This window comes from Thiocystis violascens DSM 198 (genome assembly GCF_000227745.2).
Classification (GTDB): Bacteria; Pseudomonadota; Gammaproteobacteria; order Chromatiales; family Chromatiaceae; genus Chromatium; species Chromatium violascens.
Genome location: NC_018012.1, coordinates 4,105,030 through 4,128,190, shown reverse-complemented (window position 1 = coordinate 4,128,190; position 23,161 = coordinate 4,105,030). Strand labels below are relative to the sequence as shown.

Sequence of the window (23,161 nt, the reverse complement as noted above, 5' to 3'; positions counted from 1 at the left end):
GATGAAGCCCGGCAAGCTGCCCGGGCTTCGTCCTAACTACACATGAGGTGAATCCGATGGAATGGAGGGTCAGAGACTCCGCTTGCGTCGCCGGATCAGGGGACCGCCAAGCAAGGCAATCGCAAGTAGGGACAGGGTCGCCGGCTCGGAGACGTTGTTGAGGGCCGCGGCGTTGATGCGGAGCGATCCCATTTCAGGAAAGACGATATCTGACGGAGATGCGTAGGTATTTCTCAAGCTGCTCGTAAATGTCGCGACAAAATACCCGCCGAATTCAGAGGCGGCCGATCCGCCGGTCGTTTGGAACAACAGCGCAAATGAATCACTGGCATCGAACGCCGTATCGAGCAGATTGCCGCCGAGCATCTGGTCAAAGTTAACATCATAGACAGAGATGTCTGGAGACGAGTCAAGGATTGCATGTCCAGAAATGTCGACGCGTGCGAACAACCAAATCTCGCTCCCAATCCCTCGAGAGACATTGTTCATACTGTCAATGGGTGCGAAAAGGCTTCCAATTTGCTCGGAAGATGAATCGTAATCGATCATTGCGGAAGAGGCTTCCACATAGGTATCGATATCGACGGTAACGTCGGAAAGCAAAACGGCATGCGCCGGGTTAACCATGGCAATACCGAGCAGACATAAACCAAACAAGGCTTGGTTCTTCATGACATAGCTCCTGATCAATGCGAAAAGCTGTGGGATGACAAAAAATAACCGATACAAAACAGACCCTTTTTCCTCTCCCAACCCTTTCCCCCGCGAGGGAGAAAGGCTCTGGAGGAGATCGTGTCAGTTGTTGAACCGTGACTGGGGTTTCAGGTCGTTGAGGCTTGTGTGTCACGGGTCGCCGCGCACGGGTATGACCCATGACACACAACGATTTCTTGCCGGGTTAGCCGGGAACTCCGTTAGAAGTAAACTCGACGTCGGCGAAATCGCTCACTCCAATGAATTGCAGCATGTCGCCATTGTCGAGGTACGCCAGCGTGCGATCGCCGAACGATAGCGCGCGGGTGATGTTGCCGGAGGAGATCCCGTCCAGTTGGTCCTGGGTCGGATCGAAGTCCGCCAGCAAAATGGCTTCGCGCAGTCCATTTTGGTAGTAATTCGACAGGTCCACGATGTCATGGCCCCCGCCGGTCAGGATGACATCCGAGCCGCCGTTGCCATCGAACAACTCGGCCGCGTCAGTGCCCACCAACTTATCGCGTGCCGAGGTGCCGCTGATCGTGATGACAGGAGTCTGGCTGCTCAGGTCCAGACCCACGATGACCGGGTCATGGTCGGAGGTGCGGTAGGGCAATGTCCCGTCGAAGATGTCAAAGTCGCGTCCGAAGTCCAGGTTGTAGTCCAGGGCATCGGCTTCGTCGGCATTGATGTGCCACTCGGTGGCGTCGGTCACTTGCGAGAACAGGGTCTCGCTGGCAAAGGCGTAATCGAGGGTGCCGATCTGGCCGTCGAAGACGTAGGAATAGGCGTCGGGGCCGACGAAATGTTGGGCGAGATCGGTAAATCCACGGTCCCGCAAGACGACGATGGGGTCTTCCATGGCATAGGCATTGAAGTCGCCAAGCAAGAGGAAATCGCGATCGCCGCTGTCGGTGGGATCGGTGGCCAGCCAGTCGGCCAAGGCCTCCGCCGCCTCGGTGCGGGTGGCGTTCCAGTAGCCTTGTCCATCGCCTTGATCCAGGTCCGGATTGGTTTGCGGGTCGCCGGTGAGACCGGAATCGCCTTTGGATTTCAGATGATTCACGACTGCGGTGAAGGTCTCGCCGCTTGCGGTGTCCTCGAAGGTCTGGGCCAGGGAGGCACGGTTGCGCGGCATACCGCTGTCCATTGGATCGAGGAAAGACGGATCGTCCAGAATCGCGGCAGCACCAACCGGCTGCACCCTTTCGGTGTTATAGATGAATCCGACGGCGATGGCGTCACTGCCAACGAATTGAGTGCCTGGATCGACCCAGTCATAAACCCCATCGCCGACAATCGCGTTCAATTCGCCAACCAGGTAGTCGATGGCATTGCCAGTGGAACCGGCCAGAAAGTCGTTTTCCAGTTCGACCAGTCCATAGATGTCCGCGTCCATGGTGAGGATCGCGGTCACCAGCTTCTCGGTTTGGCGTGCGAATTCATCCGAGGAATTGGCACCGCGCGGGGCTAGAGCATTGGCCGTTTGGTTTCCACCTTCATTGATGGTGGCGAAGTAATTCAGGACATTGAGACTGACCGCTTTCAGCGAACCGCCGACCGGTTCATGATCGGCCGGACGCGCGTTGCCTTCGTCGAAGGTATTTTCATCATCCTGGGTCGCGCGTACCCGCCAGGTGGACCCGCTAGCGGAATTGCCCGCCCACTTGTAATCCAGCACCCCGGTCAGGTTTGCAAGGGTGTCGCCGATGCGAATGTCGGTGGCGGTGTCGAAGGTGGGGCCAAATCCATCCAGATTGCCGATGAGCGCATTCTGAACATTGAGGCCATCGTCATAGACGATGGTGCGGGCACCGATGTCTTGCAGGTGCTGCTGGTATCCAGCCGCATCGGGGGCATTGCTTTGGGTGAACTGCTCCAGACGACCCTCGGCGCTCAGTTTGATCTCGTTGAAGCGGTCGAGCTGGAACATTTCCGTGATGGTCAGCGTCTCGGAGAAACTGACCAACATGCCCTCGTAGGCCTCCAGATCCGGCTGGAAGTCACCGCCCTGAGCGGTGGAGACTGCAGCGCTGGGCAGATCAATTGCGGCGGCCGTGGGTAATGGATTGCCGGAGCCGATCAGGGTGACGCCGCTGGCTTGCAGTTGGGTCTCCCCGAAGTACTCCGTGACGATACCCGTCACCTGAACGCGGTCGCCCACGCTCACATCGGTCAGAAAGGTATTCCCTTCAAAGACAAACAATCCTTCCGAAGTGAGGGGGTTGCCGTCTGCATCCGGATCCTCTTCCTGCAGATAGAACCCGCCCAAATTCCGTCCGGCATCCACATCGCCATTCTGGAAGTCGCCCACCACGATGGCTTCGACGGTAAGGGTCTGACCAGCGAACGGGCTTGCCGTACCGCTGCCCTGCACACTGCCGATCCGGGTCAGTTCCACCGGGATGATGGGAGCGCCATTGCCGGGAGAACCGACCGCTGGAACATCGCCATCGCCGCCGCCCAGTTCCAGGGTCGCGACCGATCCGTTTTCTCCCGCGACGCTGTAAGCATTGGCCGTGACATCGAAGGATTGACCGTCAAAGACGTCGGAGTCGGCGTAGGCTTCGGAATCCGCGATCGTCTCAACGGTGGGGCCGCCGACAAACAGGGTGACGGCATCGCCGCCATTGCCCAGCCCAGCGCCATCGGTATAGCCGACCGCGACGCCATCCAGGGAGATGACATCGCCCCAAACGTCGATGAAGGTCGCGACATCGACACTGTCGCCGATGACCACGATGGCGGACTCGCCGGGGGCAATGGCACTAATGCCCCGAATCGGATCGGCCACGGTGGGATCGGCGGAGTCGTCATCGTAGTAGAGATCGGGATCGTCGGCGGACACCCAGGCCGCGGCGCCAACATTCGTGATCTCGAACCAGTCCGCGGTGACATCCGCCCCGTCCTGACCAGGCCAGATTTCGGTGATTTGCAGGTCAAAGTCGCTGCCCGTGGCGGTGTTCACCTGGCCTTTACTCGCGGCGGCGGGATCCGTCCACACCCCATTGATGAGCTGTAGGGATTGTCCCACGGGGGTATCAGAAAGCTCTAAAACCCCAACATCCGTGCTGGTCATGCCGGCGGCGGGACCACCGTTAGCAGTGAACATCCCTTCGTAGCTGAGGAATTCAACGACGTTGCCATCGGCGTCCACCAGGGCCATGCCATCGGGGGAGCCGTTCTGCAAACCGGAGGTGCTAACCACCATTGTGCCTTGACCGCTGGCTTGGTCGGTTACGCTGCCGCTAAGCGCATAGGTGGCGTAAGAAGCCCCGCCATTGCCGTTGTAGAGGACGATGCTGTAACCCGTGAGATCAGCCCCCGCGTCGGCGGTGACTTCGACGAATTCGCCTTCATCAGTTCCGTCGTTGTCGTAGTGGAACTCGCTGATGAAGACCTTGATCTCGGGCAGAACCGTATCGTCGCGGAAATCCAGGTTTTGGATGCGTTCGTCGAGATCACGTCCGGTGTCTTCCTGGTCGAACACGCTCTCCGGGGTGTTGAAGCGATCGAGCAGGTATTCGGCGAGGGCGTCCTGCTCGCTTCCATTGTCAACGAAGGTGGCGTCACCCGTGAAATTCCTATCCGGCTCGTCATTGTCATCAAGGTCGGTCAGGTCAACCCGATTGGCTTCGGGCCCGGTCGGGAAAGGATAACCATCGCCGCCACCCGCCAGGAAATTGAGGGTAACGATCCGAAAGGTCTCGGTCGCATCGCCGACGATTTCACCGTCGCGCACCAGTTCAGCGATGAGGCTGTCGTTCTCATCGAAGATTCCGGCGCTAACGATGCGATCACCGACAACCAAATCGGGATCGTAGGAGAACTTAACGCCAGAGACCTGCGGGAAACGTCCGCCCCCGATGTCACCGACCCCATGTTCAAGAATCGCGACCAATTCCGCCTTGGTCAAGGTCAACAAGGTCAAACCATTGTTGAAGGCCAGCGAGGTTTGGATATCGTTCTGGCTGATCCCGCCCGCGGGCTTCACGACATTGCCGTCGCCATCGACGATCTCCTCGTTGGGAATGCGCGCATAGTCGCCGCCGCCCGGCGGCACGACGGTCTGGCCGATCGATGCGCGGATGCCGCCGCCGTTCTTGATCGAGATCACCACCGTCGGGTCGACCGACTGTGCCGCAGCGAGGTTGGCATCCGCGGTCAGGTCGCCGAGATTGGTCTCCTGGCTGCGCACGCCGTCGGGGTCATCCGCCGTGTCGGTCCCGGTCCGGTTGCCGTTCAGGAACACGTCGGACACGCCGAACACGTTACTTTCGGTCGCGATGATCTGCGCCTGGATCGCGTCGGCGATGGCCTGGATCTCGGGGTCGATCAGCCCCTCGGCATCCAGTGCCGCCACGCCCGTGTCGTCGGTGGCGTAGGCGCCGGAGACCGTCTCGTCGTAGCTGTCGGCGATGATGTGGCCGTCGGCGTCGAAGTCGATTACCAGCCTGCCGACATACTTGTAGCTGCCGTCGGTGTTCACCACGGCGGTGGTCGTGCCGCCAGCGTTAGTCACGAACTGCGGATACTGACCTTGGTCACTGTCGCCCGGACGGATGGCGTCATTGTCGTCAAACAGGCGGGTGTTGGAGCCGCCGGCGACGATGATATCGACGTCCGTGAGCCGCTCCGCCAGCGCAAGCTCGACGTCGAGCTTCTGCATGTGGGCCAGCAGGATGACCTTGTTCATCCCTGGATTGGCCGCCAGCAGCGCGTCGACCTCAAGCTGGATGCCCGCGGCCAGCGCGTCGAGTTCGGCGTCGGTCGGGGTGGTGTTGACCCATTCCGGCGAACTCGTGACGTCGCCCGGACTCGAGATCGTCCCAAGGGCCGGCGTGGTCGCACCGACGACCCCAACGTTCTCGCCATTGACATCGATGACCGTGGAAGAAGTCACGGCGTTTGCCTGGGGAGCCTGGCCACCGGCAACCTCCAGCGGCGCAAGGTTGGCGTCGGCGGAAAAGTCGAGGTTCGTAGATAGATAGGGGAAGGCAGTACCCGCAAAATCCAACCCTTCGAGTGCCGAACCACTCAGCTTGGAGAAACCGCCAGGGGCGGAACCGTCAATCAATTTAGCCAGTGTAGAAGTCCCAAAGTCGAACTCATGGTTACCGAAGGCGATCGCCTGGAAACCAAGCTCGTTTTGGATCTGGATGTCCGCGATACCGGCAGAGCCAAACACGGCTTTAGAGGCACCGTAGAACAGGCCCGGGATAAAGGCATCGCCGGAGGAGAGTGTCAGTGTATTGTCAGGCTCGCCATCGTTACCCAAGTCCTGAGCCCGCAGAGCATTCAGAACAGCCGAGAAGTTGGGGGCATCCTGAACGGCAGCCGCGCCTGCTTCCTGGTCAGCCGCATGGAGCAATTCCAGGGTGAATACCCCAAGGTTACCGTCGCCACCCTCATTATCAGCAATGCCGGGGGAACCGACGGCGGACTCGTTGGCATCGTTCGGCGCGGTCGCGACGGCACCGTTCTGGCCGGCCACGCTGAAGGCTGCCAGATCCACGTCATAGGACCGACCCTCCGAGCCAGTGGTGTTGGGATATTCCTCAAAGTCAGCGGGGGTGTCGGTTGGTGCGGGCAGGCCCACGAACAGGCTGACGCCATCGCCACCAGCACCTAGGCCAGCCCCATCGGTGTAGCCGATGTCGATGCCGGCCAGGTCAATGACCGAACCCCACACCGTGGCAAAGGTTTGGGCATCGGCGGCATTGCCGACGACCACGATGACGGAGTTTCCAGGAGCAATTTGACTGATACCGTTGATCAAGTCAGCCGTGGTCGGATCTTGGGAACCATCGTCGTAGTACAGATTAGGGGCGACGCCAGAGACCCAGGCTTCGGTGCCGGTGTTGGTGATTTCAAACCAATCCGCGGTCAGGTCGGAACCCTCGGCGTTACCGGGCCACATTTCGGAAATTTGCAGGTTGAAGTCGGCCGCCGCCGTATCGTTGTCGGCGATCGTCACCGTGGCGCTGGCGGCATTGGCTACGACATCGTAAGCCGCGCTGTCCACCAGGGTCAGGGTGAGGGATTCGTTCGTCTCGGCGAGGTCATCGTCCACCGGAGTCACGACGATGATAGCCTCGGATGCACCGGCGGGAATCGTGACCGTGGTCGGCAGGCTGGGGGTATAGTCGGCCGCTTCCGCATCGCCGCCGATGCTGTAGGTCACTTCCAGCGGGGCCGTGGTGTCCCCCGTGCGCAGCACCGCGAAGGCTCCAGGATTTTGGACTTCTTCGGCGGCGGCAGCATCGGTGGCGGTGATCGCGACCAGCGTCGCGGAAACCGGCGCGCCGGAAATGGCCCCTGGAGAACCGATCAGGATCGCGGCCTGATCAATCACGCTAAAGGCCCCGTTGACGCCGGCCTCGCTCAGGGTCGAGACCGTCGGCTGGCCCGTCGCGTTGTCGAAGGTCGCAAAGGGCGAGGCCGATGGAGAGGCGCCAAAGGAAACGCCCGTGACCAACGTGCCCGTCGCGTCAAACAGGTTCACCGCGTCGCCGCCAGTGCCCAGCCCCGGCCCATCGTAGGTGCCGATGGTCACGCCGCTGGGCAGGATGCCCCCAAACCAGGTATTCACAAAGGCCGTGACCGTATTTGCGTCACCATCCACGAAAACGACCGATTGCCCCGACCCAATGCTGGTCACGCCACCGAGATCCGACCCGTTGGCCGCGACGCTGGAATCATCGTCGAAGCGCCAGCCGCTGATATCGACGGCACTGGTCCCCGTATTGGTCACCTCGAACCAGTCCGCACCCAGGGAACTGTTGCCGCTGGACCAGGGCGCCACCTCGGAGATCATCAGGGAAGAGGCGTTGTCCGAGGTATCCGTGATCGGCAAGGTAAAGGCGGCAGCGGCATCCGAGATGCCCCCCAGGCTCGCGTCATCGACGTTGACGGTGACTTGAAGGCTGGGCTTGATCCCGAAGTCGAGGGTCGTCCCGGCTTTGAGGAACAATTCAGTGCCCACGATTTCGAAGGCGGCGGCATCGGTCCCCGTCAGACTGAGTGTATTGGTGCCCAAAGCATCATCGCTGACGATGATATCGCCAACCTTGACGGCGGCAGTGGTATCGCTATTTTCAGCCAAACTGCTGAGCGCGTTGCTCAGGCTGACGGCAACCGGAGCGGCATTCTCATAGGTGTATGAAGCTGGTGCGTAAACCCAGAGCTGCGGATGATCGCCATCGCCGCCGCCCTGCTCGCTGGTGACATAGAGCAGGCCGTCGCTGTCCATGGTCAGACCTTCAAAGCCCTGACCGGAAACCGCTAACGGATTCTCGGGGTCGGCGGCGATTTGCAGAGAATTGGAAATCGTGCCCGTGCCGCGATCGATATTGACGATCCGGCCATCTTCCTGGCCCAGCAGCAGCAGATTGGCGTCCGTAGGCTGAAGATTGGAGAGGGCGTAAACGTCCGCAAAATCCGTGAGGCCTGCGAGCGCCGGATCGAAGAGATTGGTGGCATTCTCCGTACTGGCGGAACCGTTGGTTGCCGTGCCCGCGGTAAAATCGATGCCCGTCTGGAAGATCCCCTGCGGCCCGGTTTCCTTGACCAGCACATACCCATCCGTCAGGGGATCGTAGGACATCCCCTCCAGGCCAATGTTGCCGATCGTGGTACCCAGTTTGACGGTTTGGACATCGGCGCGGGTCAATGTGGTGTCTGGGGTGTAGGTGAAGAGGTTGACCTGGCGGAGACGTTCCTCCACCAGCGCAAACTTCCCCGCGCCCAAGTAGGTCAACCCTTCGGTATCCTCAAAGGCGCCGGATTCCAGGGTCATCGAGTCGATCAATTGCCCGGTCTTGGTGACCTGAATGATCGAGGTTCCCTCGTCGCCGACGACGAAGAGCGTGTCCGTGGTGGGGTTGTAGGTCACCGCCGAGACTTCCAGCGCCAGTTGACTGCCATTCGGCGCGGCGGTGCGGGTCGGCTCGGGCAGATCGTAGCGGCCAATGCGAACGTAGGTTGACAAGTCCACCGAATTATCCGCGGGAGCGACAAACGTTTGCCCCACGTTGACATCACCGCTTGTATTGGCAGTCGGCCCGCTCCAGGTGAAATCCTCGTAAAGGGAGCCCGTCCCCGTCAGTTGCAAGGAATTTCCGACTGGCGTGGTATTGGGCTCAACAACCCCGACATTCGTGCTGAGAAGACCGTCAGCAGCCCCGCCAACGGCGGTGAAGGTTCCTTCGTAACTGAGGAACTGCACCACGGCACCGTTGTGATCCACCAAGGCAATGCCATCGGGAGCCCCGTTCTGAATTCCATCAACGGGGTAATTGACAATCACCGTGCCAAAGCCATTGCCTTGGTCGGGAATGGTTCCAGATAGGCCTTCGGTATCGTAGAACGCTCCACCATTCCCATTGTAAAGAACAATGGACCAACCCGTCAGATCCGTTCCGGCAGGACCAGCAATTTCGATAAATTCTCCTGCATCGGTGCTTAAGTTGTCATAATGAAACTCGTTGATAAAGACTCTAGCCACGTCGAAACCCCCACTTGATTATTTGCAAAAGAATTTAGATTCAGCCTTACGCATATAAACGAACGTTAGAATGGAGCTTCTCTCTGAACTCCCGTCGGATAGAGATCGAGAGACATCACGGACTCCTAAAACTCTGCAAGTGACGCAAGGGATTTGGCAATCCTATTAACGCGGCAATGATATAGATCAATTATTACGATCTGTTGAGCGTCACTGCTCAGGCGAATCGACCAAGCAACAATCCCCGCCAGACCGCCCCATCGACCTGGATGCTCTCCACCCAGATCCGCTGGAGGCGGCCCATCCGTACCTCATCGCGTTGCGTCCGCACTGATCGCAGAGTTGGATCAGCGTTCCGGGCGACATGCCGGTCGTCGGTCGACGGGGCGATCGACGTTTTATCGGATGCGCCTACGGGTCGATTTTGTGGCCAAAATTGGATCGGTTCCGGCGGCGGCCATGGATTGGAGAGCCAGATCCCTGCCGGCAGCCGTTAGAATCGCTTCTGCCCGGCGTTCGCCGAGCCGGCCACGGTCGGTAACCCGATCGACAACGACGGTGCTCAATTGAGGAAACGACGATGGATGACTCTCAACCCGCCCTGAAGATCATCAGCGGCACGCTGCTCTTGTTCGCACTCGCCCTTTCCGCGGCGCCGGCTCGCGCGCAGTTGGCCCTGCAAGCGTTTCAGATCGTGATCAACCGGTCAGGGGAGAACTGCAAGACGATCGAGACGACCCAACCGATCGGAACCAGTTCGGGCGGTGACACGCTGGTGGCCGTTGCCTGCGCCAATGGTGGGCGTCATGTGGTGCGCATCCATCAGGACAACAGCGTCTCCTACATGACCCTGTGCGACGAGTTTAAGACGCGGACAGGGATCCGCTGCTTCGACGACAAATAGTCGAATCGGCAAAGACGCGAGGCTGAAGCGGGGCTCGATTTCCCGTGCCGTCCACCGGGCCGAGCCGAGAACGGCTCCGACCGGAACGGGGCAGAAAGGCAGGCAGATGCCGTGACGCGACGATCCCAACGCTGGGACGGAACGCGCGACGACGAAGGGTTTTGGCATCGGCGCCGCGGCCGTGCGGGACGCTGACCAGCGGCATTTGATCCATGGAGAGCGCCGTGGCGGACCTGTGAAGCCAGTATTGGCGATCCAGGCTCGGCCTCCCCAACTCGACAGGACCGAACTGGCGATCAGTTTCTAACGGCAAGATCGTATGGATTGCGTCATTCCGAGCGGTCGGCTCGATTAGCCCGCGCGCATGACTGTCCGAACGGACGCGGTTTACTCCGAGCGGCGGACGGGCTGACCCACCATGGCCTCGCCGCTTGCGGCAAGACCGGTTAGGGTGACATCGATCAGTCGATTGCCTGTCATCCAGGGGGCGTCCGCCACCACTTGCACCGGCAGATAGTTGGGCGTATAGCCGAAACGGCTTGCGCGTTGCGCGCCATCGTCCGGGCCTTCGCAAAGCACCCATGCCTGTTGGCCGATCTGCGCGCGCAGAACCTCCCCTTTCATCCGGACCGCGAGCACCTGCAATTCCTGACAGCGCTGTCGTTTCGTCCCCGCGTCCACTTGGTCCGGCAGCGTAGCCGCCAGGGTTCCCGCCCGTGGCGAGTAGCTGAAGACATGGATGTGTCCGAATCGCATCGCCTCGACGAACGCCAGGGTGCGCCGCCAGTCGTCCCTGTCCTCGCCCGGAAAACCGACGATGATGTCGGTCGTGAGGTTGAGACTCGGAACCAGGGCGCGACCGTATTCGACCAGCCGTGCAAACTCGTCGGTCTTGCAACGGCGCGCCATGCGCCGCAGAACGGCGTCCGAGCCGCTTTGCAGCGGCAGATGCAGATGGGGCATCAGCCGCGAATCGGCGAATAGCGGCCAGAAGGTATCGGGGAGATCCCAGGGTTCCAGCGATCCCAGACGCAGACGCGGAATCTCAGTCTCGGCGAGGATCCTGCTCACAAGCACGGCCAGATCGCCGCCGGTGTCGCTGCCGTAACCGCCCAGATGCACGCCGGTCAGCACGACTTCCTGAATGCCGGCACGGTGCAGACGCCCGACCGTCGCCACGACCTCGCCGACCGGACGGCTACGCTCCTCGCCGCGCGCCTGCGTCGTGATGCAGAAGGTGCAGCGATAACGGCAGCCGTCCTGGACCTTGACGAAGGCGCGCTGACGACCGCGGGTGAACAGCGGGCTGGCGTCATTGGCGATCGCCAGTTCCGGCATGGACGGGATGTCGAGCGCGTCGAGCGCGATCTCGACCAACCGATCCTTATCCTGGTTGCCGACCACCAGATCGACGCCGCTCTCCCCCGCCAGCGACTCCGCCTCCAGCGCGGCCAGGCAGCCGCTGACGATCAGCCGCGCCCCTGGATTGACACGATGGCTGCGGCGCAGGATCTGGCGCGATTTGCGCACCGCCTGTTGGGTGACGGCACAGGTATTGATCACGATCAGGTCGGCCGGATCCTCATGGCCGACGACCTGACATCCCCGCGCTTGAAAGCGGTCGGCCCAGCCCTCCAGTTCCGCCTCGTTGAGACGACAGCCCAGCGTCAGGAGCTTTACGCGCATTCAGTCGCACCCAACTCAGGCAAGCGCCGTGCGCTGGCTGGACGCCGCGCCCGGCGGCGGGAGCGGTGCCGGCGAGTTCTGATGCAACAAAAGACGCCAACCATCGGGGCCCAAGCGGAACACATTGGTGCCGTAGATGGCTGGCGGCGGCGATCCGTCGTTCCGGGCGCCGGTACGCTCCTCGATCAGATGGATCGCGAGATCGCCGTTTTCGATCCAGAGATGATGCCGCACCTCGATCTCGAATCTGGCGCCCTGCTCGAAGATGGCGCGCCATAAACGCCGGACCTCCGGCCCGGTGGCCAACGGGGTCATGGGTAACAGACAGGCGATCTTGTCGGATGCCTCCCAGACCTCGTCCATGGCCACCGCGTCGCCCGCATCGAGCGCGTCGTAATAGGCGTCCTCGGCATCTTGTGGGGTTTCATAGTGCATGCGTTGGGATTCCTCGACGCTGAATTTCAATCTGAATCTCGCGTGACACCGCTCTGCGGTGTCACGCATGGAGCGGCGCTCCGCGCCACGCGACGAACAAGTGCCCGTCTTCGTGGCAAAAAGCGCCTGGACTACCCGTGACCAATGACAAGTTATTGGGACTTCGGCGCAGTTGCACTAGCGGACGGGCAACGGCCAGCGCCCACCCGCCGCGCGCGGGATCCGCAGTCGGATGCGGTTGTCGCTGATCTCGCGGGAAAGGTTGGCCAGATCGGCGTCTGGTGGCAGCGCGATACGGCGGCTCGCCGCGCCGCGCGCGACACGGTAACTCCGCCGGAACCCCTCGCCACGGGGCAGGGTCTCTTCCTCGCTGGTCTGCATCCGGGTGCTGTAGGAAATCGTCAGGCCCCGGCCCGCAGGCCGGATCTCAACCTGCTCGGAATCGATGTTCTCCAGCGCGATGTCGATCAGATAGGCGTCATTGGTGGACTGACGCGAGATTCGCATCCGGCTGGCGGGCGGCATCTGACGGCTCTCACTGTCCATGGGCGCCAAGGCACCGAATGGGCTAGATGGTGGCATGACGGGCCAGGCGCCCGGATCGCCTGGGGCCATCGGACCGAAGGGCGCACCGAGCGGCCGGCCGTCGGGGAGCGGGTAACCTGGATAAGGCGTCCAGGCGAAGGTCAGTGCGGGCAGGATAGCGGTCAAGGCGACAGTAGTCAGTGAGAACTTGCGCATGGAGAACTCCCGCGAGTGTCGCGACAGAATGAGGCAGACCCACGAAGTATAGTGCGCGAGATTTCAAAGACGCACCCGCCAGGTTGGACGATTGTCCCGGTCGATCAACCCTTGCCCGAGCAGCCAGTCGCGCGCGTCCGCGGCATCCCGCTCGAACCAGGCCAGCGCCGATCCCAGCCGGAAGCTGTACCCCCAGGCGTCCATATCCGCGCATAGAGGCTCATGCCCGACGCCGGGAATGGCGTCGGCCAGCAGCAGTTGCAGATAACAGACCGCGTTCTCCTCGGCATCGTCGCCCCCCGCGTCCGTCTGCAGCGCGTCGCGACGGCGCTGATCCATGCAGATCCAGTGACAGGCCTCGTGCAGGATCGAATGCAGCGGCGTCGTGGGGAGCGCGTACAGCCGATCGCCAACCAGCCCGGCCTCGGGATCGCCCCAGTAGGAGCCGGGGATGGAGTTCCCGGCGGCGAGCAGTCGATAATTCAGCCCGAAGCGGCCCAAAAGTTCGACGATCACGCCTTCCTCGGCGAGAATGTGCATGCAACCTCTCCTCACTGATCCGACATCCGCCACCATGCCAACCGATCCGCTCTCCCAACTGCTGGACACCCTGGACTTCGCCTGGCGGCGCGCACCGGCGACGCGGCGCGCGCTCACCAACATCCAGTGGCGCGCGGACGCCTGCGATGCCGGCTCGATCCTCTTTTTCCAGCGCTTCGACGATGGACGCAGCGATGACGAACTCTACCGCCGCTATCTGGCCGATGGCGCCTTTTCGGTGCTGGTCGTCAACCGCCCGCTCGATTGCTTCGAGCGCCTGACGGACAAAGCCATTTATGTCGCCCGGTCCGATGACTGGCCGCAAGTGGTCGCGCGCTTCTGCGACCTCTGTTATCCACTGGGCAGCAGCCGCCTCACCTTCATCGGGGTCACCGGAACCAACGGCAAGACCACGACCGTCAAATATCTGGAGTCGATCCTCGCCGCCCACGGCCAGCGGGTGCTCTCCATCGGAACCCTGGGGCTCTTTCGCAACGGCGAACGGCTGATGGAGACCGGATTCACCTCGCCGCCCCAGATCGAACTGCGTCGTCTGCTGCATGCCCAACAAGACCGTTGCGATGTGGTGGTCATGGAGATCAGCAGTCACGCACTGGACCAGGGACGGGCCTACGGCATTCCGCTTCAGAACGCTGGCTGGACCAACTTCACCCAGGACCATCTGGATTATCACCACGACGAGTCATCCTATTTTAGCGCCAAAGCGCGCATTCTCGACCTGATCCAGGACGGCGGGCGACTCTATTGCAGCAGTCCGGCCGTGGCCCGCCAGCTTCGGGAAGCGGGGCTGTCGCGCGTGCCAGTCGAGGTTCTGGCGCCAGCAACCCTGGAGCCGGACGCCATCGCGGCCAAGCCGTTTCTCGCCCTCGCACACAACCGCCGGAATTATGCGCTCGCCACCGCCCTGGCAGACGGCATCCTCGGCCCCGGCGCGCGCGCCGACTGGCGACATCTGAGCCCCGTGGACGGGCGCTTCGAGTGCCGGACCATCGGCAACCGGACCCTCGTCATCGACTTCGCCCATACCCCGGATGCGCTGGACACCATCCTGACCGCCATCCGCGACGGCTTCCCGCGGACCCGCATCCTGACCCTGTTCGGCTGTGGCGGCGACCGCGACCACGGTAAACGCCCGCTGATGGGCGCTGCCGTCGCACGCCAGTCCGACCACTGTATCGTGACCTCGGACAACCCGCGTACCGAGCCCCCCGAACGCATCATCGCGGATATTTTGACTGGTATGCCGACGGACGGCGTGGAGGTCATCGTCGAGCGGCCACAGGCCATCGCGCATCTGTTCGACTGGCTCGCCGAGCGCCCGACGGACGAAGCCTGGGTCGCCCTGATCGCCGGTAAGGGACACGAGCGTTATCTCGACCGCAACGGGCGCAAGGAGTATTACAGCGACCAGGACGAGGTGGAGCGCAGTCTGAAGCGTCTCGGTTGGATTTGATCCCCTGAGAGCGCCGACAGGCTGTCGGCACCTGGGTCAGTCGACAGGTTGTCGACTCCCTCCCGCGACACCCAGAGAAAACTCGAACATGCCACTCCGCCAGCTCTACTCCATCCCCGTCGGCCTGCTGCTCGGCATCGCGCTCGCCCTGTTGTTCCCCGCTGGCGCGCTCTACGTCGCCTGGCTTGGCCAGATCTTCATTTCGGTCCTCAAGCTCCTGATCCTGCCCCTGATCCTGGTCTCCATCTATGCCTCGCTGGCCGGCGGCACCGAGTTGCGACGCATCGGCGGACGCGCACTGCTCTATTACCTGCTGACCAGCGCCGTGGCCGCCACACTTGGCACTCTGATCGGTCTGACGTTCTCCCGGGATCTGCCCGCCGGTCTGCTGGAACTGCCCCAACTCGCGCCGACCGCGGCCAATTTCAGTCTGGACCAACTGATCGCGAACCTGATCCCAAGCAATTTCTTCGCCTCGCTGGCGGACGGCAATGTCCTGCACATCGTCTTCGTCGCCGTCCTCGCGGCCATCGCGTCGCGACGCATCGCCACGGAACATCGGACCACCCTGCTCGGCGGCGCCCAGGCGCTGGATGCATTGCTGATGCAGACGCTGGCCGGCGTCCTCAAGCTGGCGCCCATCGGGGTCGCGGCACTGGTTTATACGGGGCTGGCGGGGATGGATTGGGCGGGAATTTTTCAGCTTCGCGCCTTCGTCTGGGCGGTTGGGTTTGCCGCCGTCCTGCATGCGCTGGCGTTTCTGCCCACGCTCTATCGGACTCGCACCGGCCGCTCGCCCTGGGCGTTCGTCGCGGCGTGTCGCGAGCCGCTGCTGACCGCGCTCTCCACGGCATCCAGTTCCGCCACCTATCCGGTCTCCAAGCGGGCGCTGGAAAACCATGGCATCAGCGAGCGGGTCACCAGCCTCACCCTGCCGCTGGGCGCGACCCTCAACATGGACGGTTCGGCGCTCTATCAGTCGATCCTGCTGATCTTCATGTCCCAACTCGCCGGAACCGATCTGAGTCCCTTTCAGGCGCTCTTCATCGTTCTGCTCACCATGGCCTCCTCCGCCGGCACCGCCGGCATCCCCGGCGGCGGCATCGCCATGATGGCCTTCATGCTCGACCTGCTCGGACTGCCCCAGACCTATCTGGCGCTCTATCTGGTCGTGGACCGTTTTTTCGACTATCCCATCACCGCGATCAATGTCTGGGGCGATCTGGTGGTCGCGGCGCTGGTGGATCGGGATTTGGCGCGCGCGTAACCGCCAAACAAATCCATTCACCAATCTCGTTGTCGCTGTCGTTGTCGCTGTCGTTATCGCTGTTTAGGTGATTTTTGGAAAAGATCATACCCAGATTATCTCCGTTCGCCGTGACATTGCCTCCGTTCGTGGTGAGCCCTGAGCCCGTCGAAGGGTCGAACCATGAACGGAGGCAATGTCGGTCTCGGAGCGCGATTTCCGTTCATCCTTCGACCCTTCGACTCTGCTCAGGGCTCAGGACGAACGGAAATCGGTAAAATCTTTCCTGGAAATCGCCTTAACTTAATTTTTTACTCGCGACCAACCTCCAACTCGCCTGAAACCTGACGGATTCACCTTTCCGTCATCCGCCCCACATATCCCTGCAACAGTCGCGACCTAATATCGTCCTCTTCATTAGCCGAAGAGTTCGAGGATCTGCCATGGTCGCTTCCGCTTCCGCCTCCGCGTCGACCGCCCCGCGCGGCGAACGTCTGTTCGCCGAACTCGCCGCTTCCGCCCAGGAGGTCCGCGAGGCTCAATCCCTGCGCTATCGTGTCTTCGGCGAGGAAATGGGGGCGCAACTCAAGGGCGTGGCGGGGCTCGATAGCGACGAGTTCGACGACCACTGTCAGCACCTGCTGGTGCGCGATGCGCAAAGCGGCCGGGTCGTTGGCTGTACCCGCCTTCTGTCGGACGCGCAAGCCGCCCGCCTCGGGCGCTTCTATTCCGAAGGCGAATTCGAGCTGGGGTCGATTACCCGTCTCAAGGGGCGTCTCCTGGAAGTCGGACGGACCTGCATCGCTCCGGAATTCCGCCAGGGATCGGCCATCGCCGTGCTCTGGTCCGGACTGGCCGGCTACATCACTCTGCATGGTTTTGATTATCTCTTTGGCTGCGCCAGCGTTCCGCTCGGAGACCAGGACATCCAGGCCGCGGCCATCATGAACCGGCTACGCCGGCAGGCCATGTCGCCAGAGAGCCTGCGCGTGACGCCGCGCGTGACGCTGCTGACCGCTCAGGTCTCCGAGGACATCCTCGATGCCCCGCTGCCAGCACTGCTGCGCGCCTATGTCCGGTTGGGCGCCAAGGCTTGTGGCGAACCCTGCCGGGATCCCGATTTCGGGGTGGCGGACGTGCTCATGCTGCTCAATGTCGATGAACTGAACCCCAGCTATTCGCGCCATTTCCTCGAACGGATGACCGCCGGTTGAGATGCCGATGATGGCAAAATCGCTCTGGAGAAGTCTGCGCGTCATCGAGCACCTGACCACGGGTGCAATCATCGCCCTGTACATCCGTCTGCGCTCCAGCATCGGCCGGCGGCCCGTCTGGGTGCCCCAAGCGGTGCACTGGTGGCATGCCCGGCTGTGCCGCGCGCTGGGTTTGCGGCTGCGGATCGTGGGGCGCGTCGAGCCTGGCTGTCTGCTGGTCGGCAACCATATCTCCTGGCTCGACATCCCCATCGTCGGCGCCCAGCATGAAATCGCCTTCCTCTCCAAGTCGGAGGTCAGGGGCTGGCCGCTCATCGGCTGGATGGCCGAGATCGCCGGGACGCTCTTTATCGAGCGCGGCGCGCATCAGGCCGACCGCATCGCCGCGTGCATTGTCGCGGAGGTCGCGCGCGGACATCCGCTGATGATCTTCCCCGAGGGCACCACCAGCGAAGGTCATTGCGTCCGCCGCTTTCATCCGCGGCTCTTCAGTGTCGCGCAAGATTCCGGGATTCGCATCCAGCCGGTCGCGATCGGTTATCGCCGGGGCGAGGATCCGACACCGGATCCCCACGCGCCCTATGTCGACGACGACACGCTGATCGCCAATCTCTGGCAAATTATCCGTCACCCGGATCTGGTCGCCCACATCCAGTTTCTCCCGCCGTTGCGGGCGGACGACGACGCGACGCGACGTTCGCTGGCCGAGTCCTCGCGGCTGGCGATCGTCACGGCGCTTGGTCTGGATCCGGAGAATGACCGACGCCGCGGACATGACCGGCCGGAGACCGCCCCCGCAAGTGGCGAATCCACCCTGAGCAGCCCCGATCCGAGCCCCGCCTGACGCCATGCAACGAACACGCCGCACCTCATCCGACCGTCGGGAACCCGCGCAGCTGGATCTCGCCATCGTCACCGAGACCTATCCGCCCGAAATCAACGGCGTGGCCAATACCATGCTTCACCTTGCGGAAGGGCTGGCGGAGCGCGGACACGGGATTCAATTGGTCCGTCCGCGCCAACAGACCGATCGGGGACGGATACCCACCGGGCCGGTGATTCCCTATCTGGTGCCCGGACTGCCGATCCCCGGCTATCGCGGCCTGCGTTTCGGCCTCCCAGTCTACTGGCGTCTGCGCCGTCAATGGCATCGGAGCCGGCCGCATCTGGTCTATATCGCGACCCAGGGACCGCTTGGCCATTCGGCGCTCTCGGCCGCGCGCGCGCTCGGGATCCCGACCGTCACCGGTTTTCACACCCAATTCCATCAATACAGTCAGCATTATGGACTCGGGATTCTGACCCACCAGATCGCCGAGACCCTGCGCCATTTCCATAACCGTTCGGATGCGACCCTGGTGCCGACCGCGGAGTTGAAGGCCGAGCTGTCGAGCGGCGGTTTTCAGAACGTCCATGTCTTCGGGCGTGGCGTGGATGTCACGCGCTTCTCGCCGGCCTGGCGCGATCCGGCGTTACGCCGTTCATGGGGCTGCGACGACGACACCCTGGTCGCGGTCTACGTCGGCAGGGTCGCCGCCGAGAAAAATCTGGATCTCGCCCGCGAGGCATTTCAGGCGATTTTGGCCGAGCGTTCCAACGCCCGTTTCGTCCTGGTCGGCGATGGGCCCGAACTCGCGCATCTGCGCCGCGAGTTCCCCGACTTCATCTGCGCGGGGGCCAGGGTTGGCGACGCACTCTCCGCCCACTATGCTTCAGGGGATCTCTTCCTCTTCCCGAGCCTGACCGAGACCTTCGGCAACGTGGTCACCGAGGCCATGGCGAGCGGACTGCCGGTCATCGCATTTGATTATGCTGCGGCGCATGCCCACATTGAATCCTGGGTCAATGGCGTGACCCTCGCCGTTGGCGACAGCGCCGCCTTCATTGCCGCCAGTCGCGCCGCAGCTCAAGACCCTGTTCGTCTGCGTCAGCTAGGCGCGGCGGCCAGAAAAACCGCCGAGGGGATCAGTTGGGATCGCGTTCTTGGCAGGGTCGAGGAACGTCTCTTCGAGGTGATCCGCCGACACGGCGGAATGGAGGTTTGTCATGAGGCCATGGCTGCAACACCTGAATAATCGCGAGGCGTCCATCTGTCGAACCTGGAGCCGATCAGGCCAGCGCGTCTGGGTCCAGCGGCCATTCGCGGTCGTGAGCCGACTCGGCGACGGCGTCTTCTGGTATTGCCTGATGGCAATTCTGCCATTGCTGTATGGTGTCGAGGGTCTCAAGGCCAGCCTGCACATGCTGATCACCGGCGGCGTGGCGCTGGCGCTGTACAAGTCGCTCAAGGGCGTGACCCGGCGCGAACGGCCCTGTCATCACGCGAGCGACATCATGGCCCTGGTACCGCCGCTCGACCGTTACAGCTTTCCCTCCGGGCATACGCTCCATGCCGTCAGTTTCTCGGCCGTGGCCGTTTATTATTTTCCGCAACTGGCCTGGCTGCTGATTCCCTTCACGGCCCTGGTCGCCAGTTCCCGGATTCTGCTTGGCCTGCACTATCCGAGCGACGTTCTGGTGGCAACCCTGATCGGTTTGACGCTCGCCTACTCCAGTCTTTCAATCGTCGCCTGAATCCCAAACAAGGAGAATTCAGGACGCGAAGACAAACAATTTTGGGGACGTGTTTTCTCGACCATCGCCCAAAACAAAAAGCCAGGCCGAAGCCTGGCTTTTTTGCGATCAGCCGTCCGACTTACTTGGACTGAGGCTGGGCAGGCGCGGCCGGAGCCGCGGGAGCAACCGGCGCGCCGTAAGGAACGCCATACGGATAGCCGCCGCCATAGTAGGGAACGCCATAGCCGCCATACGGATAGCCATAACCACCGTAGGGATAGCCATAACCGTAGCCGTAGTAGTCGCCATAGCCGCGACCGTAGCCGCGACCGCGACCATAACCACGGCCACCGCCGCTCATGTTCATGCTGAAGTCGCCGTAGCCATCGCCGAACATGTCGCTGAACATGTCGCCGACGCCGTCGCCCCAGCCGCTATTGCGGTAACCGTCGTTGCCCCAGGGACCGCCCCACCAGGCGGAAGCGGAAGCGGAAACACCCAGAAGTGTGGCAATCGCGGCAGCGGTAGCAAGCTTTTTCATCTATTTTCTCCGATCTTTGATGATGTTTTTCGTTCAGTGTGAGCGCTGTGGTGTGCGACCACGGGAATCAGTATATAAGAACATTATTAAATAGTAAACGCCTGAAACACGCTCACACTGAAGATATATTAGTCATCCTCCGTCTGACTTCAAGCAGATCCTCCCACGCCTTCGCCTTCTGTTCGGGAGAACGCAGCAGATAGGCGGGATGGTAGGTCACGCGCAGCGGGATCGACGCCGTCCCGAACGTCAACCACCGACCGCGCAAGCGTCCCAAGGGTTCGTCCGTGCGCAGCAGGCTCTGCGCCGCGATGCGCCCGACCGCCAGAATGACACGCGGCCGGATCAAGGCCACTTGCCGCCGCAGATAGCCTTCGCAACGCTGGATTTCCTCGGGCTTGGGATCGCGATTGCCCGGCGGGCGACACTTCAGCACGTTGGTGATATAGACCTGATCGCGGGACAATCCGATCGCGCCCAGCATCGGCGTCAGCAATTGTCCCGCCCGGCCCACGAACGGCTCCCCCAGCCGATCCTCGTCAGCGCCCGGCGCCTCGCCGATCACCAGCAGATCCGCGTTCCGATCGCCGACCCCGAAGACGGTCTGGGTGCGGGTCTCGCACAGACCGCAGGCACGGCAAGCCGCGACGGCGCCCATGAGTCGATCCCAGTCCATGGTGGCGACATCCTCCGCCTTCTCCTCGTCCAGACCATCGTCCATCGGGTCATCGCCCATTCGCGCCCATGACTGATACGCCTCGAACATCGCGCCTTCGTCATCGGGCTCTTGAGCCACGCCCTGGTCGTCCAGGCCCGGTGGGGGGCGGGCGCCCCGCCCGCTGGCGGGCGGGATATCCGCCCCGCCGAACGTCTCGCCGACACCCGACGTCTGGCTGGAGGCGGACGCCTGGACCGGATTCGCCGCGGCGTCAGGCGCTGGCGTCCGGTCGACCGGGTTCGCCTCCTCGCCGCCCGGCCCCAAACCGAAACGCGGCTCCCAGACCGTCACCCCCAGGGCGCGCAGATAACCTCGGCGGACAACCTCGTCCATCAGACATCGCCGATCTGCGGATGGGCGCGTTGCGCCGGATGCAGGATCTTGTTGCAGGCATTAAGATACGCCTTGGCCGAAGCGATCACGATGTCGGTATCGGCCCCTTGCCCGTTGACGATCCGCCCGCCCTTTTCCAGACGCACCGTCACCTCGCCCTGCGCGTCGGTCCCGCTGGTGATGGCGTTGACCGAATAGAGCCGCAGCACAGTGGCGCTGTCGACGATCGTCTCGATGGCCTTGAAGGTCGCATCCACCGGCCCGCCGCCGCTAGCCGCGCCCGACTGCTCGACGCCGTCGAAGGTCAGCACCAGCTCGGCGTAGGGCGTTTCGCCGGTTTCGGAGCAGACGCGTAGCGACACCAGCTTGACCCGCTCGTTCGCCGTCTCCAGCGTCGCGTCGGTCACCAGTGCCTGCAAGTCCTCGTCGAAAATCTCGTGCTTTTTGTCCGCCAGATCCTTGAAGCGCGAGAAGGCCGCGTTGAGTTCCTCCTCGGAGTTCAGCGCCACGCCCAGTTCGTCCAGACGCGCGCGGAAGGCATTGCGACCCGAGTGCTTGCCCAGCACCATGCGGTTCTCGCTCCAGCCCACATCCTGGGCGCGCATGATCTCGTAGGTCTCGCGGCTCTTGAGCACGCCATCCTGGTGGATGCCGGACTCGTGGGCGAAGGCGTTGATGCCCACCACCGCCTTGTTGGGCTGCACCGGAAAGCCGGTGATCCCGGACACCAGCCGCGAACAGGTCATGATCTGCGTGGTGTCGAGCTGGGTCTGACAGTCGAAGAGATCCTGGCGGGTGCGCACCGCCATCACGACCTCTTCCAGCGCGGCGTTGCCGGCGCGCTCGCCCAGCCCGTTGATGGTGCATTCGACCTGACGCGCGCCGTTGCGCACCGCCGCCAGCGAGTTGGCGACCGCGAGCCCCAGATCGTTGTGACAGTGGACCGAAAAGACGGCTTGATCGGCATTCGGCACCCGCTCGCGCAGGGTCGCGATCAGGCTGCCGAACTGATCCGGAATGTTGTAGCCGACCGTATCCGGGATATTGACGGTGCGGGCGCCCGCGTCGATCACGGCCTCCAGCACCCGGCAGAGGAAATCGATCTCGGAGCGCCCGGCATCTTCCGGCGAGAACTCCACGTCGTCGGTATAGTTGCGCGCCCGCTTGACCGCGTAGACCGCCTGTTCGAGCACCTGATCGGGCGACATCCGCAGCTTCTTCTCCATATGAATGGGCGACGTCGCAATAAAGGTATGGATGCGTCCCGCGTTAGCGCCCTTCAGCGCCTCGCCCGCGCGATCGATGTCGGCATCGAGTGCCCGCGCCAGACCGCACACCCGGCTGTCCTTGATCGCCTCGGCCACCGCCTTCACGGCCGCGAAATCGCCCGGACTGGCGATCGGGAAACCGGCCTCGATCACATCCACCCGCAGGCGTTCCAGCGCCTTGGCGATCCGCACCTTCTCGTCGCGGGTCATGGAGGCGCCGGGGCTCTGTTCGCCGTCGCGCAGCGTGGTATCGAAGATGATCAGGTGGTCTTTCGCGGTCATGGAAACTCTCTTGGTTGTCTGGCG

Annotated in this window: 16 protein-coding genes; 7 read left to right on the top strand and 9 right to left on the bottom strand. The window is 62.5% G+C overall.

The annotated features are described in order from the left end of the window. Positions 1–69: 69 nt before the first annotated feature. Together THIVI_RS18330 and THIVI_RS23035 are read right to left on the bottom strand one after the other, a co-directional pair. Positions 70–672 (bottom strand): PEP-CTERM sorting domain-containing protein, encoded by a 603-nt coding sequence (locus tag THIVI_RS18330; RefSeq protein WP_014780021.1) that lies wholly within the window; start codon positions 670–672, stop codon positions 70–72. Positions 673–898: 226 nt separating this feature from the next. Continuing rightward, on the bottom strand, positions 899–9,199 hold the full coding sequence (locus THIVI_RS23035; RefSeq protein ID WP_014780020.1) for an ExeM/NucH family extracellular endonuclease: 8,301 nt from the start codon (positions 9,197–9,199) through the stop codon (positions 899–901). A 580-nt stretch (positions 9,200–9,779) separates the two neighbouring features. Here THIVI_RS23035 and THIVI_RS18315 point away from each other — a divergent pair. After that, positions 9,780–10,103 (top strand): hypothetical protein, encoded by a 324-nt coding sequence (locus THIVI_RS18315; RefSeq protein WP_014780019.1) that lies wholly within the window; start codon positions 9,780–9,782, stop codon positions 10,101–10,103. A gap of 387 nt (positions 10,104–10,490) precedes the next feature. Here the strand turns inward: THIVI_RS18315 and mtaB are convergent, their stop codons facing one another. The 4 genes from mtaB to THIVI_RS18295 form a co-directional block, all read right to left on the bottom strand. Then, positions 10,491–11,789 (bottom strand): tRNA (N(6)-L-threonylcarbamoyladenosine(37)-C(2))-methylthiotransferase MtaB, encoded by a 1,299-nt coding sequence (mtaB, locus tag THIVI_RS18310; protein WP_014780018.1) that lies wholly within the window; start codon positions 11,787–11,789, stop codon positions 10,491–10,493. A gap of 15 nt (positions 11,790–11,804) precedes the next feature. Beyond that, positions 11,805–12,224, bottom strand: coding sequence for a YybH family protein (locus tag THIVI_RS18305; protein ID WP_041447747.1), 420 nt, complete (start codon positions 12,222–12,224; stop codon positions 11,805–11,807). 177 nt (positions 12,225–12,401) lie between these two features. Beyond that, a complete protein-coding gene (locus THIVI_RS18300) occupies positions 12,402–12,965 on the bottom strand; it encodes an Hsp20/alpha crystallin family protein (RefSeq protein ID WP_014780016.1) in 564 nt (187 codons plus the stop codon). 63 nt (positions 12,966–13,028) lie between these two features. Further along, positions 13,029–13,505 carry a hypothetical protein gene (locus THIVI_RS18295; RefSeq protein ID WP_014780015.1) on the bottom strand — a complete coding sequence of 159 codons (477 nt, stop codon included), beginning with the start codon at positions 13,503–13,505 and terminating at the stop codon, positions 13,029–13,031. On the opposite strand from THIVI_RS18295, the gene THIVI_RS18290 reads away from it, so the two are divergent. The 6 genes from THIVI_RS18290 (at position 13,504) to THIVI_RS18265 (ending at position 20,013) form a co-directional block, all read left to right on the top strand. Continuing rightward, on the top strand, positions 13,504–14,979 hold the full coding sequence (locus tag THIVI_RS18290; RefSeq protein ID WP_245537307.1) for a Mur ligase family protein: 1,476 nt from the start codon (positions 13,504–13,506) through the stop codon (positions 14,977–14,979). The genes THIVI_RS18295 and THIVI_RS18290 overlap by 2 nt on opposite strands. A gap of 88 nt (positions 14,980–15,067) precedes the next feature. After that, entirely contained in the window at positions 15,068–16,246 is a 1,179-nt protein-coding gene (locus tag THIVI_RS18285) for a dicarboxylate/amino acid:cation symporter (protein ID WP_014780013.1), read from the top strand. A gap of 422 nt (positions 16,247–16,668) precedes the next feature. Then, positions 16,669–17,439 (top strand): GNAT family N-acetyltransferase, encoded by a 771-nt coding sequence (locus tag THIVI_RS18280; protein WP_014780012.1) that lies wholly within the window; start codon positions 16,669–16,671, stop codon positions 17,437–17,439. A gap of 7 nt (positions 17,440–17,446) precedes the next feature. Next, positions 17,447–18,283, top strand: coding sequence for a lysophospholipid acyltransferase family protein (locus tag THIVI_RS18275; RefSeq protein WP_014780011.1), 837 nt, complete (start codon positions 17,447–17,449; stop codon positions 18,281–18,283). Between the two features lie 4 nt (positions 18,284–18,287). Further along, entirely contained in the window at positions 18,288–19,514 is a 1,227-nt protein-coding gene (locus tag THIVI_RS18270) for a glycosyltransferase family 4 protein (RefSeq protein WP_014780010.1), read from the top strand. Then, on the top strand, positions 19,486–20,013 hold the full coding sequence (locus tag THIVI_RS18265) for a phosphatase PAP2 family protein (RefSeq protein ID WP_014780009.1): 528 nt from the start codon (positions 19,486–19,488) through the stop codon (positions 20,011–20,013). The genes THIVI_RS18270 and THIVI_RS18265 overlap by 29 nt, the downstream gene beginning before the upstream one ends. A gap of 121 nt (positions 20,014–20,134) precedes the next feature. On the opposite strand, the gene THIVI_RS18260 is transcribed toward THIVI_RS18265, so the two are convergent. The 3 genes from THIVI_RS18260 to THIVI_RS18250 all read right to left on the bottom strand — a co-directional run bounded on the left by THIVI_RS18260 (position 20,135) and on the right by THIVI_RS18250 (position 23,137). Beyond that, positions 20,135–20,536 carry a sulfur globule family protein gene (locus THIVI_RS18260; protein ID WP_014780008.1) on the bottom strand — a complete coding sequence of 134 codons (402 nt, stop codon included), beginning with the start codon at positions 20,534–20,536 and terminating at the stop codon, positions 20,135–20,137. Between the two features lie 112 nt (positions 20,537–20,648). Beyond that, positions 20,649–21,587: a uracil-DNA glycosylase gene (locus THIVI_RS18255; RefSeq protein WP_014780007.1), complete on the bottom strand. Its 939-nt coding sequence runs from the start codon at positions 21,585–21,587 to the stop codon at positions 20,649–20,651. After that, complete coding sequence (locus tag THIVI_RS18250; RefSeq protein ID WP_014780006.1) at positions 21,587–23,137, bottom strand: 2-isopropylmalate synthase; 1,551 nt, start codon at positions 23,135–23,137, stop codon at positions 21,587–21,589. The genes THIVI_RS18255 and THIVI_RS18250 overlap by 1 nt, the downstream gene beginning before the upstream one ends. Between the last annotated feature and the right edge of the window lie 24 nt (positions 23,138–23,161).